The 16,082-nt window shown below is 70.6% G+C and carries 14 protein-coding genes and 1 pseudogene; 10 read left to right on the forward strand and 5 right to left on the reverse strand.

The window, feature by feature from the left end:
- Window positions 1-54 precede the first annotated feature (54 nt).
- The 3 genes from EDD27_RS56490 (at window position 55) to EDD27_RS15340 (ending at window position 3,767) form a co-directional block, all read left to right on the forward strand.
- Window positions 55-354 carry a hypothetical protein gene (locus EDD27_RS56490; RefSeq protein WP_241564055.1) on the forward strand — a complete coding sequence of 100 codons (300 nt, stop codon included), beginning with the start codon at window positions 55-57 and terminating at the stop codon, window positions 352-354.
- On the forward strand, window positions 321-1,376 hold the full coding sequence (locus tag EDD27_RS15335; RefSeq protein ID WP_241564802.1) for a lanthionine synthetase LanC family protein: 1,056 nt from the start codon (window positions 321-323) through the stop codon (window positions 1,374-1,376). The genes EDD27_RS56490 and EDD27_RS15335 overlap by 34 nt, the downstream gene beginning before the upstream one ends.
- A 114-nt stretch (window positions 1,377-1,490) precedes the next feature.
- Window positions 1,491-3,767, forward strand: a complete 2,277-nt coding sequence (locus EDD27_RS15340) for a HelD family protein (protein WP_127933041.1) — start codon at window positions 1,491-1,493, stop codon at window positions 3,765-3,767.
- A 73-nt stretch (window positions 3,768-3,840) separates the two neighbouring features.
- On the opposite strand, the gene EDD27_RS15345 is transcribed toward EDD27_RS15340, so the two are convergent.
- Complete coding sequence (locus tag EDD27_RS15345; RefSeq protein WP_127933042.1) at window positions 3,841-4,296, reverse strand: MarR family winged helix-turn-helix transcriptional regulator; 456 nt, start codon at window positions 4,294-4,296, stop codon at window positions 3,841-3,843.
- 108 nt (window positions 4,297-4,404) lie between these two features.
- Between EDD27_RS15345 and EDD27_RS15350 the strand changes: the two genes are divergently transcribed.
- Window positions 4,405-7,659 carry an efflux RND transporter permease subunit gene (locus EDD27_RS15350; protein ID WP_127933043.1) on the forward strand — a complete coding sequence of 1,085 codons (3,255 nt, stop codon included), beginning with the start codon at window positions 4,405-4,407 and terminating at the stop codon, window positions 7,657-7,659.
- Here the strand turns inward: EDD27_RS15350 and EDD27_RS57725 are convergent.
- Both EDD27_RS57725 and EDD27_RS15355 read right to left on the reverse strand, forming a co-directional pair.
- Window positions 7,643-7,777, reverse strand: a complete 135-nt coding sequence (locus EDD27_RS57725; protein ID WP_277750713.1) for a hypothetical protein — start codon at window positions 7,775-7,777, stop codon at window positions 7,643-7,645. The two genes, EDD27_RS15350 and EDD27_RS57725, sit on opposite strands and share 17 nt — an antisense overlap.
- Before the next feature lie 26 nt (window positions 7,778-7,803).
- Entirely contained in the window at window positions 7,804-8,370 is a 567-nt protein-coding gene (locus EDD27_RS15355) for an RICIN domain-containing protein (protein WP_164903619.1), read from the reverse strand.
- Between the two features lie 546 nt (window positions 8,371-8,916).
- On the opposite strand from EDD27_RS15355, the gene EDD27_RS15360 reads away from it, so the two are divergent.
- From EDD27_RS15360 to EDD27_RS15375, 4 genes are all read left to right on the forward strand, one after another.
- Window positions 8,917-9,441, forward strand: coding sequence for a zinc metalloprotease (locus EDD27_RS15360; protein WP_127933045.1), 525 nt, complete (start codon window positions 8,917-8,919; stop codon window positions 9,439-9,441).
- A 13-nt stretch (window positions 9,442-9,454) separates the two neighbouring features.
- Window positions 9,455-10,036, forward strand: a complete 582-nt coding sequence (locus EDD27_RS15365; protein WP_127933046.1) for a hypothetical protein — start codon at window positions 9,455-9,457, stop codon at window positions 10,034-10,036.
- A gap of 94 nt (window positions 10,037-10,130) precedes the next feature.
- Window positions 10,131-11,594 carry a hypothetical protein gene (locus EDD27_RS15370; RefSeq protein ID WP_127933047.1) on the forward strand — a complete coding sequence of 488 codons (1,464 nt, stop codon included), beginning with the start codon at window positions 10,131-10,133 and terminating at the stop codon, window positions 11,592-11,594.
- 144 nt (window positions 11,595-11,738) lie between these two features.
- A complete protein-coding gene (locus EDD27_RS15375) occupies window positions 11,739-12,290 on the forward strand; it encodes a hypothetical protein (protein WP_127933048.1) in 552 nt (183 codons plus the stop codon).
- Between the two features lie 102 nt (window positions 12,291-12,392).
- On the opposite strand, the gene EDD27_RS15380 is transcribed toward EDD27_RS15375, so the two are convergent.
- Complete coding sequence (locus EDD27_RS15380; protein WP_241564056.1) at window positions 12,393-13,403, reverse strand: DUF916 domain-containing protein; 1,011 nt, start codon at window positions 13,401-13,403, stop codon at window positions 12,393-12,395.
- Window positions 13,404-13,406: 3 nt separating this feature from the next.
- Window positions 13,407-13,994 (reverse strand): hypothetical protein, encoded by a 588-nt coding sequence (locus EDD27_RS15385; RefSeq protein ID WP_127933049.1) that lies wholly within the window; start codon window positions 13,992-13,994, stop codon window positions 13,407-13,409.
- Window positions 13,995-14,283: 289 nt separating this feature from the next.
- Between EDD27_RS15385 and purB the strand changes: the two are divergent.
- Together purB and EDD27_RS15395 are read left to right on the forward strand one after the other, a co-directional pair.
- Window positions 14,284-15,713: pseudogene (purB, locus tag EDD27_RS15390) on the forward strand (adenylosuccinate lyase).
- Window positions 15,710-16,057: a hypothetical protein gene (locus EDD27_RS15395; protein ID WP_127933050.1), complete on the forward strand. Its 348-nt coding sequence runs from the start codon at window positions 15,710-15,712 to the stop codon at window positions 16,055-16,057. The pseudogene purB and the gene EDD27_RS15395 overlap by 4 nt, the downstream one beginning before the upstream one ends.
- The last annotated feature ends 25 nt before the right edge of the window (window positions 16,058-16,082 follow it).

Consider the following 16,082-nt stretch of genomic DNA (forward strand, 5'->3'; position numbering starts at 1 on the left):
GTGGGGGAGAATGTGGGGCCTGCAGTCTCCAGTCCAGGAAGAGTTCCCTGTGTCATGAGCCTGGATCGGGCCCGCTCGGCGGGTGAGCGCGCGGACGCCGCGCTGCGGGTCGCGGTCGGGGCGGCGCGCTGGATCAGGTCCGCGGCCGCGGATGACGGCCGCTGGCTGGCCAACCCCGACGCGCGCGGGACGTCGGCGCTGGCCCCCGAGCCGGCCTCCCTGTATGCGGGCGCCCCCGGCATCGTGCTGTTCTTCCTGGAGCTGGCGGGGTCACGGGGGAGGAGGAATACCTGCGGGACGCGCGGGCGGGCTGCCGCTATCTGGCCTCGGCCTGGCGCGAGATGGCGGATGTGACGTTCCACCGTGGGCTGGGCGGTGTCGCGGTGGCGTTGTGCGAGGCCGGTTGGGTGCTGGGGGACGGCGTCGCGGAGGAGGCCGCTGCGGCGGCGATGGAACGGGTGGCGCGCTCGGCCCGGCCGATGGAGGGCGGGGCGGGCTGGTCGGGGGATCCGGCGCTGCGCGCCGATGGGGGCGTGGTGCTGGCGCTGCTGCGGGCGGCGTCGATGCTGGGCGTGCCGGCCTATGAGGAGCTGGCGGTGGAGGCGGGGGCGCGGGCGGCGCGGCTGGCGGTGCCGGGGCACCGGTTCGGCCACTGCCCGGGGTTGCCGGAGGATGCGGTGACGCCGGGTTTCCTGGCCGGTACGGCGGGGACGGCGTACGTGCTGGCCCGCCTGTACGGGGCGACGGGGCAGGAGCGCTTCCTGGAGGCGGCGCGCCGGGGAGCGGCGTTCGTGCGTGAGGTGAGCGTGGTCAGCGGCGCGACGGCGCTGGTGCCGCATCACCTGCCGCAGGGCAGGGAGCTGCACTATCTGGGCTACTGCTCGGGCTCGGCCGGGGTGGCGCGGATGTTCTACGAGCTGTACCGGGTGGCGGGCGATGCGGGCGACCTGGAGTGGGCCGAGCGGCTGGCGGGCGGGGTGATGGCCAGCGGCGTGCCGTGGCGGCGGGTGCCGGGGCTGTGGGAGACCGCCTGCCAGTGTTGCGGGGCGGCGGGGCTGGTGGAGTTGTTCACCGGGTTGTGGGCGGCGACGGGGCGGGCGGCGTACCTGGAGTTCGCGCAGGTGCTGGGGGAGCATCTGGCAGGGCGGGCCCTTGAGGACGGCGGCGGAGGGTTGCGCTGGTATCAGGCCTATCGGCGGCTTCGTCCCGGTGAGGTGAGCGCCGACACGGGCTATATGGCGGGTGCGGCGGGGATCGGCGCGGCGATGCTGCATCTGGAGGCGGCGCTGCGCGGTGGGCGGGCGCGGCGGGTGGTGTTGCTGCCGGACAATCCGTTCCCGGAGATCCCGGTGCCGGCGGGCACGTCACGCGCGTAGCGGCACGCCCGGAGTGGCGGCGGCGTTTGCGCGCGGACGGGAGGCGGATGTAAGCTCGAACGCCCCACATTCGGCACGAGCTCCACAGTCCTCCCGTTAGGAGTATATCAGCGAATGGCTAATCGTCAAGATGGTCTCGCGGAAGCCCTTGACATCGAGCAGCGGCATGTGTCGTGGCTGTACGGGCTGCTCGACCACACCAGGGAGCGGGCGCAGGCGGCGCTGCGCGAGGTGTACGGCAGGAGCGGCGGCACCCGCCAGGCGATGGTCGAGCGCGAGACGCTGGCCTCGGAGCAGGCGCGCCGGCTGGCGCAGCTGAACGCGGTCGAGCGGGGCCTGTGCTTCGGCCGCGTCGACGACGCCTCGGGTGGCCGCGTCTACATCGGCAGGATCGGGCTGCGGGACGAGCGGCACGAGTCGGTGCTGATCGACTGGCGGGCGCCGGCCGCCCGGCCGTTCTACGTGGCCACGGCCACCGATCCGCGGGGTCTGGTGCGGCGCAGGCATCTGCATCTGAAGGATCGTGCGGTGATCGGCATCGACGACGAGGTGTTCGACCTGGAGGGGATGAGCGAGGGCGAGCGGCGCACGCTGGTGGGCGAGGCGGCGCTGCTGGCGGCGCTGCGCCGGGGGCGGACGGGCCGGATGGGCGACGTGGTGGCGACCATCCAGACCGAGCAGGACCGGGTGATCCGCGCCTCGTGGCAGGGTGCGCTGGTGGTGCAGGGCGGCCCGGGCACCGGCAAGACGGTGGCGGCGCTGCACCGGGCGGCGTTCCTGCTCTACACCCACCGCGACACGCTGGAGCGGCGCGGCGTGCTGGTGGTGGGCCCCAACGCGATGTTCCTGCGTTACATCGGGCAGGTGCTGCCGTCGCTGGGGGAGACGCAGGTGGTGATGACGACGGTCGGGGAGATGTTCCCGGGCGTGCGGGCGGTGGCGGCCGACAGCCCGGCCGCGGCGGTGGTCAAGGGCGACGCGCGGATGGCCGGCGTGGTGGCCGGGGCGCTGGAGCTGCGCCAGCGGGTGCCGGAGGGTGATCTGGTGGTGGAGCTGGACGGGCTGGAGCTGCGGGTGCCGCACGCGGTGTGCGCGCGGCTGCGGGACCGGGCGCGGGCGGTGCGGCTGCCGCACAACATGGCCCGCAAGCTGTACGTGACCGAGATCCTCAAAGAGCTGGCCAGGGCCGAGACGCGGGCCTTGGAGGAGTCGCTGCACATCGACGAGCTGGCCAACGGCGATCCGGAGATGGAGGAGCTGGCCCAGCCGCTCGACCTGGAGGCCGACCTGGACGAGGTCGACATCGAGCTGGCGGCGCAGCGGTTGTGGGGCGAGCCGGAGGTGCGGCGGGCGGTCGACGGTCTGTGGCCGGAGCTGACCCCGCAGCGGCTGATCGGCGAGCTGCTGTCCTCGGCGGAGACGCTGTGGTCGGTGGCGCCGCCGGGCCTGGACTGGCAGCAGCTGCTGCGGCCGGCGGACGCGCCGTGGACGGCCGGGGACGTGCCGCTGCTGGACGAGGCGGCGGAGCTGCTGGGCGAGGACGACTCGTCGCGGCGGGCGGCGGCCCGGCGGGCCGGGGAGGAGCAGGCCGAGCAGCTGCTGTACGCCGATGAGGTGCTGCGGAGCACCGGCGTGCTGGAGGAGGGCATCTTCGATCGGGCCGACGTGCTGGCCGAGCGGCACGCCGACGACGGCATGGAGCTCACCACAGCGGACCGGGCGGCGGCCGACCGCACCTGGGCCTACGGGCACGTGATCGTGGACGAGGCGCAGGAGCTGTCGGCGATGGCCTGGCGGATGGTGATGCGGCGGGTGCCGGCCCGGTCGCTGACAGTGGTGGGCGATCTCGCGCAGACGGGGTCGGCGGCGGGGGCTCGGTCGTGGGCCGAGGTGCTGGACCCGTACCTGGAGGGCCGCTGGCGGGTGGAGCACCTGAAGGTCAACTACCGCACGCCGGCGGAGATCATGGAGGTGGCGGCCGACGTGCTGCGGGCGTTCGACCCCGGGCAGGAGCCGCCGGAGTCGGTGCGGTCGGGCGGCTCCCGGCCGCGGGCGGTGCGGATGCCGCCGGCGGGGCTGCCGGCGCTGGTGGAGGAGGAGTTGGCCGCGATCGGCGAGGGCCGGGTGGGCGTGGTGACCTCGGATGCCGTCCATGAGGCGGTGGCGCGGCTGCTGCCGGGCGGGGACCTGGACGCGCCGGTGGCGGTGCTGACGGTGGGGCAGGCCAAGGGGCTGGAGTTCGACGCGGTCGTGGTGGTGGACCCGGCGGGGATCCTGGCGCAGTCGCCGATGGGCGGGCAGGACCTGTACGTGGCGGTGACGCGGGCGACGCGGCGGCTGACGGTGGCCTACGAGGGCGAGCTGCCGGACGTCCTGTCCCGCCTGGCCTAGAAATCTACAATGTAAAGGCGCCGGGTCAGATGAGCATGTCCGGCTCAGCAGAATCACCGGCGACGAGGGAAGGTCACGCGCCCGGTTCGCTGTCGAGTTTGTCGGCGACGGCGCGGATGGCTCGGGTCGCCTGGTCGAGGTTGCGCAGGGTCTGGGTGTCGAGGTGCTCCATGATGCGGCGCAGCTGGTCGGCGCCGGCGTTGTTGATGTCGGCGATGAGGGCGGCGCCGGCGGCGGTGAGTTCGACGCGGCGGACGCGGCGGTCGTGGGGGTCTTCGCGGCGGCTGACGTAGCCCTGGGCGATGAGCCGGTCGACGATGCCGGTGACGGTGCCGAGGCCGACGCCGAGCCCGGCGGCGAGTTCCTGGCCGGAGGCGGAGCCTTGGGCGGACAGCAGCATGATGACCTTCAGCTGGCGCATGGTGAGGTTGGAGGTGAAGAGGGACGATCTTTGCTGGGCGAACAGTCGTCCCAGGCCACGTTGTGTTTCGGTGATGCGCCGGATCAGGTCTTCGCGTTCGTCGTTCACTGCCGCCCTCTCGTTTCCTGAGAAGGTTATCAGGAACGGTCGGGTGATCTAAATATTCGCATGAGGCGAAGTGTTAGTCTGGGGCGAAACTCTGGAGAGGGAGCCCGTATGACCGCTTTCGCCAGGTTGAGCCTGGTCAATCGCACTCTTGTCGTCTTGGTGGCGTTCGTGTTGAGCGCGTTCGGCGTGTTCACGATCCCGCAGTTGAAGCAGCAGCTGCTTCCGTCGTTGTCGTTCCCCGGCGCGTTCGTGCTCGCGCAGTATCCCGGCGCGTCGCCCGAGATCGTGGAGGAGCAGGTCACCAAGCCGATCGAGGACTCCTTCCAGGGGCTGGAGGGGATGGAGCAGATGACCTCCACCTCCAGGGAGGGCATGGCCCAGATCCAGGTGGCCTTCGCCTATGGCACCGACGTCGAGTCGTCGCTGAACAAGATGCAGCAGGCGGTCAACAGGGTCACGTTGCCCGACGGGGTCGAGCCGCAGGTGACGGCGGGCAACACCGACGATCTGCCGGTGCTGGTGCTCGCGGTGGGTGACGGCGGTGATGAGCGGGCGATGGCCGACAAGCTGCGCCGGATCATGGTGCCGGAGCTGCAGGGCGTGGAGGGCGTGCGGGAGGCGACGGTCACGGGCACCCGCGACGAGGTCGTGACGATCGAGCCGGACGCCGAGGAGATGAAGGAGAAGGGGGTCTCGGCGGCGCAGATTCCCGACGTGCTGAAGGCGAACGGCACCCCGATCCCGGCGGGCACGCTGACCGACGCGGGCAAGACGCTGACGGTGCAGGTGGGTGCGCGGGTCGATTCGGTGGACAAGCTGAAGGACCTGTACCTGACGCCCGCCCAGCCGCAGCAGGCCCAGGCCCAGGGCCAGACGCCGGCCCAGGGTCAGGCCCGGCCCGGCCAGCCGCAGGCCCAGGCGCGTGCGGGGCAGACCGGGCTGCCGCAGCAGGCGCCGCAGCCCAAGCCGCTCAAGCCGGTCAAGCTGGGCGATGTCGCGGAGATCAAGCGGGGGCTGGCGGACGCGACGACGATCACCCGTACGGACGGCAAGACGAGTCTGGGCGTGTCGGTGACGATGATGCCCGACGGCAACGCGGTGACGATCTCGCACGAGATCCGCGAGAAGCTGCCGGAGCTGACCAGGGCGCTGGGCGACTCGTCCGACACGCAGGTGACGGTGGTGTTCGACCAGGCTCCGTACGTGGAGCAGTCGATCGAGAGCCTGACCACCGAGGGCCTGCTGGGGCTGGCGTTCGCGGTGCTGGTCATCTTGGTGTTCCTGCTGTCGGTGCGGTCGACGCTGGTGACGGCGGTGTCGATCCCGCTGTCGGTGGTGATCGCGCTGATCGTGTTGTGGGCGGGCGACTACTCGCTGAACATGCTGACGCTGGGCGCGCTGACGATCGCGGTGGGCCGGGTCGTCGACGACTCGATCGTGGTGCTGGAGAACATCAAGCGGCATCTCGGCTACGGCGAGGCGAGACTTCAGGCGATCTTGACGGCGGTGCGTGAGGTGTCGGGCGCGGTGACGGCCTCGACGTTGACGACCGTGGCGGTGTTCGCGCCGATCGCGATCGTGGGCGGCATGGTGGGCGAGCTGTTCGGCCCGTTCTCGATCACGGTGGCGGTGGCGTTGCTGGCGTCGCTGGTGGTGTCGCTGACGGTGGTGCCGGTGCTGGCGTACTGGTTCCTCAAGGCGCCGGAGCTGACGCCCGAGCAGGCGCGCAAGCAGCGTGAGGAGGCCGAGGCCAAGGAGCTGCGTTCGCCGTTGCAGCGGGCCTACCTGCCGGTGCTGCGGTTCGCGACGCGGTTCAAGCTGGTGACGGTGCTCATCGGGGTGGCGGTGTTCGTCGGCACGATGGGGCTGGCCGGCAGCCTGCGGACCAACTTCCTGGATTCCTCGGGGCAGAACACGATCTCGTTGTCGCAGCGGATGCCGGTCGGCTCGGATCTGGAGGCCACCGACAAGGCCGCCCAGCAGGTCGAGGACGTGCTGGCGGGCGTGGAGGCGGTGGAGACGTACCAGGTGAACGTCGGCGGAGGCGGAGGCGGCGGCGGGTTCGGCGGCGGCGGGTTCGGCGGGGGTGGCGGGGGCGCCGACCGGGCGTCGTATTCGGTCACGCTCAAGGACGGCGCGGACACCCCGAAGGTCGAGCAGGAGCTGCGGGACAAGATCGCGGGCGTGTCCGGGGTCGGTGAGGTGACCGTGGGCGGTGGCGGCGGTGGCGGGTTCAACTCCGACACCGTCAGCGTGATCGTGCGCGCTCCTGATGTCGAGACGCTGCGTACGGCGGCCGGCGAGGTCACGCGGGCGATGGGCGAGGTGTCCGGGCTGCAGGACGTGTCGTCGAACCTGGAGGCCAGCGCGCCGCGGATCGAGGTCGTCGTCGATCGTGAGGAGGCGGCCGAGCGCGGCCTGTCGGAGGCGCAAATCGGGCAGGCGGTGGCGCAGGCCTTCCGCGGCGCGCCGCTGGGCCAGATCACGCTGGACGGCCGCACCAGTGACCTGGTGCTGCGCGGCGCGGACGCGCCGGAGGACGTGGCGGCGGTGGAGGACCTGGAGCTGGCCACGGCGGCCGGCACGGTGAAGTTGTCGACGGTGGCCGACGTCAAGGAGGTGGCCGGGCCGACGCAGGTGACCAGGATCGACGGCGAGCGGTCGGCCACGGTCTCGGCCAAGGTGGCCGACGCGGGGAACCTGGGCGCGGTGACGCAGACGCTGACGACGAAGCTGGACGGGCTGCAGTTGGGCTCGGGCGCCACCTACGAGATGGGCGGGGCGTCGGCCGACCAGGCCGAGGCGTTCTCCGACCTGGGGCTGGCGATGCTGGCGGCGATCGCGATCGTCTTCATGATCATGGTGGCGACGTTCCGCAGCTTCATCCAGCCGCTGATCCTGCTGGTGTCGATCCCGTTCGCGGCGACGGGCGCGGTGGGGCTGCTGGTGGCGACCGACACGGCGCTGGGCGTGCCGGCGCTGATCGGCATGCTGATGCTGATCGGGATCGTGGTGACGAACGCGATCGTGCTGATCGACCTCATCAACCAGTATCGCGACCAGGGCATGGGCGTGGTCGAGGCGGTGATCGAGGGCGGCCGGCGGCGGCTGCGGCCGATCCTGATGACGGCGGTGGCCACGATCTGCGCGCTGACGCCGATGGCGCTGGGGGTGACCGGGTCGGGCGGGTTCATCTCGCAGCCGCTGGCGATCGTGGTGATCGGCGGGTTGATCTCCTCGACGCTGCTCACGCTGGTGCTGGTGCCGACGCTGTACACGATGGTGGAGCGGACGAAGGAGCGGATGCGGCGCAAGCCGGCCGCGCCTCGGCCGGAGGAGAAGGTTCTCACTCCTGCCACGTGATCGTGCGCGCCGGCGCCCGCACGGCCAGGTGCTGTGCGGGCGCCGGTGCTTTTCCGCTGTCCGGCCGGGCGAAGGACGAGCGGCGCAGCCAGGCAGGCCGGCTTCGAATGTGGCTCATGAGCGGGATGCCTGGTGCGCGGTCCTTCATCTGGCCGGAGTGAAACGCCAGAGCTGGTTGGGACCGTTCCAGCATCGGCCCTGAAGGACGTTGGCGCCGTGGGCGATGCTGAGGTGTGCGACGTCGAGACACATGCTGCGGGCGTGGCTGGGCCGGACCTCGACGAGGCCGCCTATGGAAGGCACGACCTGCCCGCGGGACGTCTCGGTGCTCCCGCGGAAGAACCAGGCTTGGTTGGAACCGCCCGTGCAGCGGCCGCCCTGGATGACGTCCGCGCCATGGGCCCTGCTGGCGTTCGCGACGTCCAGGCACTTGTTCCCGGCGTGCCGCGGCCGGATCTCGAAGAGGTTGCCGCCCAGCGGCACGAGGGTCCAGTGCTGGTTGCGGTTGCCTGGTGTGCATCGAGCCTGGACGACGTCGGCGCCGTGGGCCGCGCTGGCGTGGGCGACGTCCAGGCACATGCTGCCCCTGGCGTGGTCCGGACGGATGGTGAAGAAGGAGCCCGGCGCCGCCGGCGTGGCGTGCGCGGGAGCCGTCAGTCCCGCGGCGAGGGTGAACAGCGCCGCGCCCGTGACTGCCGCCGCACGAATCATTTGTCGTTTTCTCGTCCTGGACATGGTTTTCCCCCTGCATGTTCGGTGATTGATCGGACGCAGACCTCGATCGGGCTGAGCCCCTGGAACGAGGCGGACCCTGCCATGCCTTCGATCGACGTTTCTGCGTCGTGCGGAACAAGGGTCTCCCGGCGGCGTGAACAGCAGCATGAGTACCTCATACTCAATTCACTCGGCCGGTCGCGTCGTCGACGGCGAGCGGCTTGCTGAGCCGACTGACGGGGGACGTGGCTCAGCCGTTCGGGCGCGGTCGCGTGCGATGCGGGTGGTGGCGCGGTGCGCGGGATGCCGGCCGCGCCTCTGCGGGCAGGCCTGGGTTCGTCGTGACTCCGCCGCTGATCAGGCGGCCTGTTTCGCCTGCCCTTGACAGGTGATCACCAGAAGTTCATACTCCCTTCGAAGCGCTTCAATTTGCGTTCCAGCACTTTCCCTTCAATGCCCGGGCCTTCAGTGTCATCTCGGTTGTCAGGCCTGTTGTGTTTTCCTGCATGCCACCCCCCAGGACGCAAGGAGTGACGTCTCGACATGCATTCGGGAGCGTTAAAACGTCATGCACGGCGAGGGCTTTTCATGGTCCTCGCCGTCATGCTGGTGGGGGTGACGGGAGCCAATCCGGCTGCCGCCCACTGGAACGGCACCGGCCAGGACATCGCCAGCATCGCCATCTACCCCTACAGCTATAACAGCACCTGGCAGACGCCGATGAACGCGGCGCTGTCGAATTGGAACGCGACCGCCAGCCCGGCCAATTTCTACAAGAGCACGTATTCGGGTTCGACGATCACGGTGAGTTCTTACAGCGACACCTGGTATGGGTACTACCAGCGGTGCGGCGGCTCCTGTATGTACGTCCGGCTGAACTCCAGGACGATCAACAGGGACGCGTCGAACTTCGCGAATTTCGTCACGAGCACGCTCGTTCACGAGTTCGGGCACGCGTTGAATCTCGCGCACAACTCGCTCACGTCGATCATGAACACGAGCCGGAACCGTAATACGATGACCAAACCCCAGTCGCATGATGTCGCCGACGTCAACTCCTATTACTAAAGGGGGCCGTGCTGTGTTGAGACGTCTTGGCGCGCTCGTCTGCGCTGCGGTGTTCGTGACCGCGTGCTCGGCTCATGCCGAGCCCGTTCTCTATCGCGCCGACTATCCCCACTACGAGAGCGCGGACGCGCTCTTCGACAAGGCGACCCTGGTCGTCGAAGCCCGCATCGTCGGGGCGCCGCGTCATCTCCAGCAAGTGGCGGCGCCTGATCCGGCCGTGACGGATCCGAAGCTGAACCCCCAGGCCGGAGCCCCTCCCGCGGCGGCGGCTCAGCCCGAGGCCCCTCCGACGATCATCACCGTCTCCACCGCCCAGGTGCTGAAGGTCTACAAAGGCCAGGCTCAGGTGGGGCAGACCATCGAGGTCAAGGAACTCGGGGGCGTGTTCGAGGGCGTGACCTACGCCGAGGAGCACACCACGCCGTTGAAGCAGGACAGCGGCTACATCCTGTTCCTGGAAACCTTCCCCGACTCGCCGGCCGCGCTGCTCAATCCCGTGCAGGCGAAGTATCCGCTGGATGCCGCCGGCAACCCCGCGCCGCTGCCGGAGAACACCATCAAGGTGACGCGCGCCGAGCTGGAAACGAGGTCCTGAGAAAGCGGCCTGCCCCTCACTGGGGGGCAGGCCGTGCGCGCCGCTGACCGTGCTGTGAACAGTCTCTTACCTGGCCGTTCCTAGCGTGGGACGCATGGATGAGGCCCGGGATCCCGCCATGGCGGGGCGGCGTGCGGTGGACCGGCCGCCGGTGTGGGCCGCCGCGCGCCGCCCTTATGCGGTGCTGGCGCTGGTGGCCGTCTGCTTCACGGTGGTGCAGCTGGTGTTCACGGCGCGGATCGGGCTGGGCTGGGACGAGAGCGTTTACCTCAGCCAGGTGGCCCGCGGCGTGCCCGCCGCCGAGTTCACCGCGCCGCGCGCCCGCGGGGTTCAGCTGCTGGCCGCGCCCGTCGCCCTCCTCACGCCGTCGGTGACGGCCATCCGCTGGTATCTGAGCATGTTGTCCGGGATCGCGCTGTTCCTGGCGTACGCGCCGTGGATCCGGCTGCGGCCAGGATCGCTCGCGCCGCTGGCCGCTGCGCTGTTCGCCGGGCTGTGGTTGTCGGTGCTGTACGGCAACGAGGCCATGCCGAACATGTGGCTGGCGTACTGCGCGGTCGCCGGGGTGGGCCTGGCCTGCCTGGCCGATCGGCGCCCGGCGTCCGGCCTGGCCACGGCCGGGGTGGTGGCGGCGTTCGCCCTGGCGTCGCTGCTGCGCCCTTCGGACGCGACCTGGCTGGCGGCGCCGCTGCTCGCGTACGGGATCGTGCGGCGGCGGGCGCGGCTGTTCGCGGCGGTGGCGGCGGGGCTGGTGATCGGCTGGGCGCAGTGGATGGGCGAGGCGCTCGTGCGGTTCGGCGGGCCGATGGCGCGGCTGCGCGCGGCGGGGGCGGAGAACGCGACAGGGCTGCACTTCAGCCTGCCCGATCATCTGCGCGCGCTGAACGGGCCGCTGCTGTGCCGGTTCGGCGTCGAATGCGGGGGTTTCCCGCCGGCGCAGATCGCCTGGTTCGCGGCCGTGCCGGTCGTGGCGGGGCTGGGGGTGTGGGCGGCGCGGCGCCGCTCACTGCTGGCGGCCGCGGCCTGCGGCCTGTCGCTCGCCTTCGTCTACCTGTTCACCGTCGGCTACGCCGCTCCGCGTTTCCTGCTGCCCGCTTACGCCCTGCTGGCCCTGCCGGCCGCCGCGGGGGTCGTCTGGTTGTGCCGGCGGCGCGGCACCGCGGTGCTCGCCGTCGCCGGCGTGGCGTGCTACTTCGCCCTGCAGGCCAGGTCCGTCGTCGTCCACGGCGGGCAGATCCAGGCCGCCCGCGCCGTGAATCCGGCGGTCGCCGCGCGGCTGCAGCAGCTGGGCATGCGCCCGCCGTGTTTCCTGTACGGTCACGACGCCGTGCAGATCGCCTACCTGGCGCGGTGCGCCGCGCACGGCGTCTTCCGCCATTACGGCGGCCGGTCGTCGGTGCCGTCGTCGATCAGGGCCGCGCTGCGGCGGGGCGAGTGGGTGGGCGTGATCACGGCCTCCCGCCGGCCTCCGGCCCCGTTCCTGACGTCGTGGACGGCGGTGGAGTTGCGGCTGGACGGCGGAACCCGGCGGTACGTATTTCTGCCGCCGGGACATTAGCCCGGGCACGCACGCGGCGAGGCGTTGGGGCGTGTGGTCCTTTGCCTTGGCGTCGATTTTGCCATCCACGGGCGAGATTCCAGACAGCCGGCCTCGCGTGAGTTCTAGGCTGCCAGCGGTGTCGTCGAACAAGAGGGGAAGGGCATGCAATCGGCCCTCTCGCTGCTGGTCTCGGTTGCCGTGGCGCTCAGGCTCGGCGCCGTCTCGACAGCTTCGGCCGAGGATGTCCGCACCGGACACGTGATGGCCACCATGGCTCTGCGTCAATTCCCCCTGGAGATCACCGTGCCGGATTCGGTCGCTGCCGGCAGCACGGGTCCGGGCGGTACGATCAGCGCCACGCTCGGCACGGTGACGGTGACCGATGCCCGGCCGTCGGATCCCTCGTGGTCGGTGACGGTGTCGGCGACGGACTTCACCACCGGCGGCGGATCGGCGGCCGAGACCGTCACCGCGGGCGAGGTGGCATATTGGTCCGGTCCCGTCACCGGCTCATCGGGCGGTGGCTCCCACACACCGGGACAGGACACCGCGCAGGCGCGTGTCGCTCTGTCGGTGCCTGTGACGGCGTTCAGCGGGCGTAAGACCTCTCTGTCCACGCAAATCACGAGCTGGCAGCCGACGCTCGTCATCACGCCGCCGCTCTCGGCTGTGGCGGGCACGTACACCGGCGTCATCGTCCACTCGGTGACCTGATCCTCGCCTGCGCCGCGGGTGAGGCCGGGAACTCATGACCAGCCACGCGCTACACCAGGTGCCTCCCTGGCCGGGATGGCTGATCGTTGACGGCCGGCAGGCCTACGCCCGTGCGGCGCGAAGCCGGCGGCGACGGCGCATCCGGAGGATGGGCAGGACGAACAGGTATACGCAACAGGCGGCGATGACGATCAATGTGGCGATGACGATCGGGGACACGGGGGAGTCCAGGAGGGCGGGCAGGCCCCAGAAGGCGTTTTGCTCGGGGAAGGTGAGCGTGCCGGTGACGGTGCGCTTGATGAGGCCGCTCTGCAGCGTGAGCGTGACCTTCCAGGGGCCGTTGGGCAGCCGGGCATCGAGCACCACCATGACGGGCGCGGTGTCGTTGAGGGCGAGCGTCGTCCCTGTCTGGGCGGCGAACGGTCCGGCGTTGAGGCCTCCCGGCCCATCGGACAACCACAGCTTCCCGCTCAGGTCGAGGGCGCGTTCGCCGGTGTTGCGCACCGTCGCCTTGATCACGGGCAGGCCGTCCTCGGTGCGGCCGGGGATCAGGTGGTCGATGGAGAAGTCCGACGGGGGATCGCCGCCCGGCCCGATGTCGAGATAGACCCTGACCCCGACTCTGTTGACGATCTGGACGTTTTTCCTGGGGCCGGGCCTCGTGGAGCCGACCTCGGCCCAGATGGCGCCGTACCGCTCGCCTCGGGTGGCCGATTCCGGCACGCTGATCGTGGCCTTGACCGGTGTGCGGCTGTTCGGGGGTACGACTATTTCCGGACGGTCGAGGGAAATCCATGAGCTGAGCTCGTTGGCGTTCGGGTCGGCCGCCGGCATGAATTTGTCGTCGTGGATTTCCGCCGCGGCGGCGTATATCTTCACGTGTTGCGGTTCGCTGGAGGTGTTTCTGATTTCGAGTCGCCGGGAGAACCGGGTGCCGGGATTGACATGGTCGATGATGTAGATATGGGCTCGCGGGTCGTTTTTGCGGCCCAAGGTGGCTTCGCGCAGTCTGATGCCGATGCCGCCGTCCGCGTACAAAGGGGCGGCTCCCGTGCCGTGCAGCACGAGAGCCAGCACACTGATTGCCGTGAACAGCCGGGATCGTCGTGTCATGGGCTACGTGATCGTGTGGGTGATCGTGCCGGTGTACGTGCCCGCGATGTCCTCGGCCTCGGGGTCCGTCGTGATGAGAGGATTCCAGACCGCGGTGTTGACACCGGTGCCGCCGGTGTGGGAGAAGGCGGTGCGCGCAACGCTCATGTCTTGCCCGGTGGCGGGCGGCGGCGCGGCGCAGCCTGTCTGGCCCGGAGTGAAGGTTCCGCTGCCGGAGGTGCTGGTCGCGGCGCCCGAGCAGTAGTACACGTTGGTGGTCGGGACGGTCTCGGAGGCGTCGAACGGCGCTGTGCCGGTGGTGAAGGCCGTCGATGTCACGGTCGCCGTCCAACTGGCGTCGGCTGCCGCGCGCTCGTCGGTCACGGTGATCGCACCGAGGTTTCCCGAGGCGAAGCCACCCGGTGTCGCGCCGGAGAGAGCGGCTGTGTCGGGAATGGTGATGTCCAGGACGTCCGCCGTCACGGCGAACGTCGTCGTGGTATTACAGGCGACATCTTCAGCACAGGTCGCTGCGTAGGCCGGAGTTGTGGAGACCATGCCGGCTCCCAGCACCATTGCTCCGGCCAGGGCAATGCGAATATATCTGTTCATATCAATGACTGTCCTTTTAGTGCCGTACAGATCTCCGCTAGCACGTTAACACGGCATGTGGCCCATCCTGCGACTCTATGGAGTCAATGACGGCCAAAGAATGCTCAACGCAAGCCGCAGCGATTAGGTGCATTTCGGTCATAGTGCAAAAGAATTGCCGGTTGGTGTCACAACGACGTTTCACTATGCCGCCTCATGCACATGGTCGCCATGCGAACCCCGGCGCGGCCGTGGGCAGGCTCGGGGTGTCGACCGTGCAGGCGCGGGCGGGTGCATAGACTTGTGCGACGTGACGTCGAAGCCGCGTATCCCGAATGTCCTGGCCACCCGCTATGCCTCGCCGGAGCTGACCCGCCTGTGGTCGCCCGAATACAAGATCGTCGCCGAGCGGCGGTTGTGGCTGGCGGTGCTGCGGGCGCAGGCCGAGCTGGGGATCGCGGTCCCGGACAGCGCGATCGCCGACTACGACAAGGTGGTCGAGCAGGTCGACCTGGAGTCGATCGCGGCGCGCGAGCGCGTCACCCGGCACGACGTCAAGGCCCGCATCGAGGAGTTCAACGCCCTGGCCGGGCACGAGCAGGTGCACAAGGGCATGACCTCGCGCGACCTGACGGAGAACGTCGAGCAGCTGCAGATCCGCGACAGCCTGCTGCTGGTGCGCGACCGTACGGTGGCGCTGCTGGCGCGGCTGGCGACGCTGGCCGAGGAGCACGAGGCGACCGTGATGGCGGGCCGCTCGCACAATGTGGCGGCGCAGGCCACCACGCTGGGCAAGCGGTTCGCGACGGCGGCCGACGAGCTGCTGGTGGCCTACCGGCGGCTGGAGGAGCTGATCGGCCGCTACCCGCTGCGCGGCATCAAGGGCCCGGTCGGCACCGCGCAGGACATGCTGGACCTGCTGGGCGGCGACCGCGCCAAGCTGGCCGAGCTGGAGGGCCGGGTGGCCGCGCATCTGGGGTTCGCCCGCCGCTTCACCAGCGTCGGGCAGGTCTATCCGCGGTCGCTGGACTTCGAGGTGGTCACCGCGCTGGTGCAGCTGGCGGCGGCGCCGTCGTCGCTGGCCAAGACGATCCGGCTGATGGCCGGGCACGAGCTGGTCACCGAGGGGTTCGCCGAGGGGCAGGTGGGCTCGTCGGCGATGCCGCACAAGATGAACACCCGCTCCTGCGAGCGGGTCAACGGCCTGGCCGTGGTGCTGCGCGGTTATGCGTCCATGACCGGGGAGCTGGCGGGCGACCAGTGGAACGAGGGCGACGTGTCCTGCTCGGTGGTGCGGCGGGTGGCGCTGCCGGACGCGTTCTTCGCCTTCGACGGGCTGGTGGAGACGATGCTGACGGTGCTGGACGAGTTCGGCGCCTTCCCGCGGTGATCGCCGCGGAGCTGGGCCGCTATCTGCCGTTCCTGGCCACGACGAAGATGCTGATGGCGGCCGTGCGCGCGGGGATGGGCCGCGAGCAGGCGCACGAGCTGATCAAGGAGCACGCGGTGGCGGCGGCGCTGGCGATGCGCTCGCGCGGCGCCGGCAACGCGCTGCTGGACCTGCTGGCCGGCGATGAGCGGTTCCCGCTCGACCGTGAGCGGCTGGAGGCGTTGCTGGCCGACCGGGTGTCGTTCACCGGCGCCGCGGCCGACCAGGTGGAGGCGGTCTCGCAGCAGGTGGGCGAGGTCGTGGCGGCGCATCCCGAGGCGGCGGCGTACCGCCCGGGCGCCATCTTGTGATCCACGAGCTGCGCCGCCCGCAGCAGGTGCGGGCGGCGTGCGGGGACGACGACCTGGTGATGTGGGTGGCGCAGGGCCTGCGGAGCGGCGCCCGCGCCTGGGCACTGGGGGACGCGGTGGTGGCCGCCTGCCCGGCGGTCTCCCGGCGGGACCGGCTGGCCGTGTGGGGCGGCCGGGCGGGCGCGGCGGCGCTGGTCCGGCACGCGCTGGCCGAGCTCGGGCCGGCGTTCCGGCCGTTCGGCGAGGTGGAGCTGATGCGGCACGTCACCGGCGCGGTGGACGGGCTGGAGCCGGGCGGCGCTGATGGTGGACGACGACAATGCCGCGGCGATCCGGGTGTATGAGCGGATCGGCTACCGGCGCCGCCCA

Origin of the sequence: Nonomuraea polychroma (genome assembly GCF_004011505.1) — a bacterium.
Classification (GTDB): domain Bacteria; phylum Actinomycetota; class Actinomycetes; order Streptosporangiales; family Streptosporangiaceae; genus Nonomuraea; species Nonomuraea polychroma.

Bases quoted from the DNA above. Each gene is read 5' to 3' on its own strand.
- EDD27_RS56490 (WP_241564055.1), top strand. From the start codon at position 55: ATGAGCCTGGATCGGGCCCGCTCGGCGGGTGAGCGCGCGGACGCCGCG.
- EDD27_RS15340 (WP_127933041.1), top strand. From the start codon at position 1,491: ATGGCTAATCGTCAAGATGGTCTCGCGGAAGCCCTTGACATCGAGCAG.
- EDD27_RS15350 (WP_127933043.1), top strand. From the start codon at position 4,405: ATGACCGCTTTCGCCAGGTTGAGCCTGGTCAATCGCACTCTTGTCGTC.
- EDD27_RS57725 (WP_277750713.1), bottom strand. From the start codon at position 7,777: ATGAGCCACATTCGAAGCCGGCCTGCCTGGCTGCGCCGCTCGTCCTTC.
- EDD27_RS15355 (WP_164903619.1), bottom strand. From the start codon at position 8,370: ATGATTCGTGCGGCGGCAGTCACGGGCGCGGCGCTGTTCACCCTCGCC.
- EDD27_RS15360 (WP_127933045.1), top strand. From the start codon at position 8,917: ATGCATTCGGGAGCGTTAAAACGTCATGCACGGCGAGGGCTTTTCATG.
- EDD27_RS15370 (WP_127933047.1), top strand. From the start codon at position 10,131: ATGGATGAGGCCCGGGATCCCGCCATGGCGGGGCGGCGTGCGGTGGAC.
- EDD27_RS15375 (WP_127933048.1), top strand. From the start codon at position 11,739: ATGCAATCGGCCCTCTCGCTGCTGGTCTCGGTTGCCGTGGCGCTCAGG.
- EDD27_RS15380 (WP_241564056.1), bottom strand. From the start codon at position 13,403: ATGACACGACGATCCCGGCTGTTCACGGCAATCAGTGTGCTGGCTCTC.
- EDD27_RS15385 (WP_127933049.1), bottom strand. From the start codon at position 13,994: ATGAACAGATATATTCGCATTGCCCTGGCCGGAGCAATGGTGCTGGGA.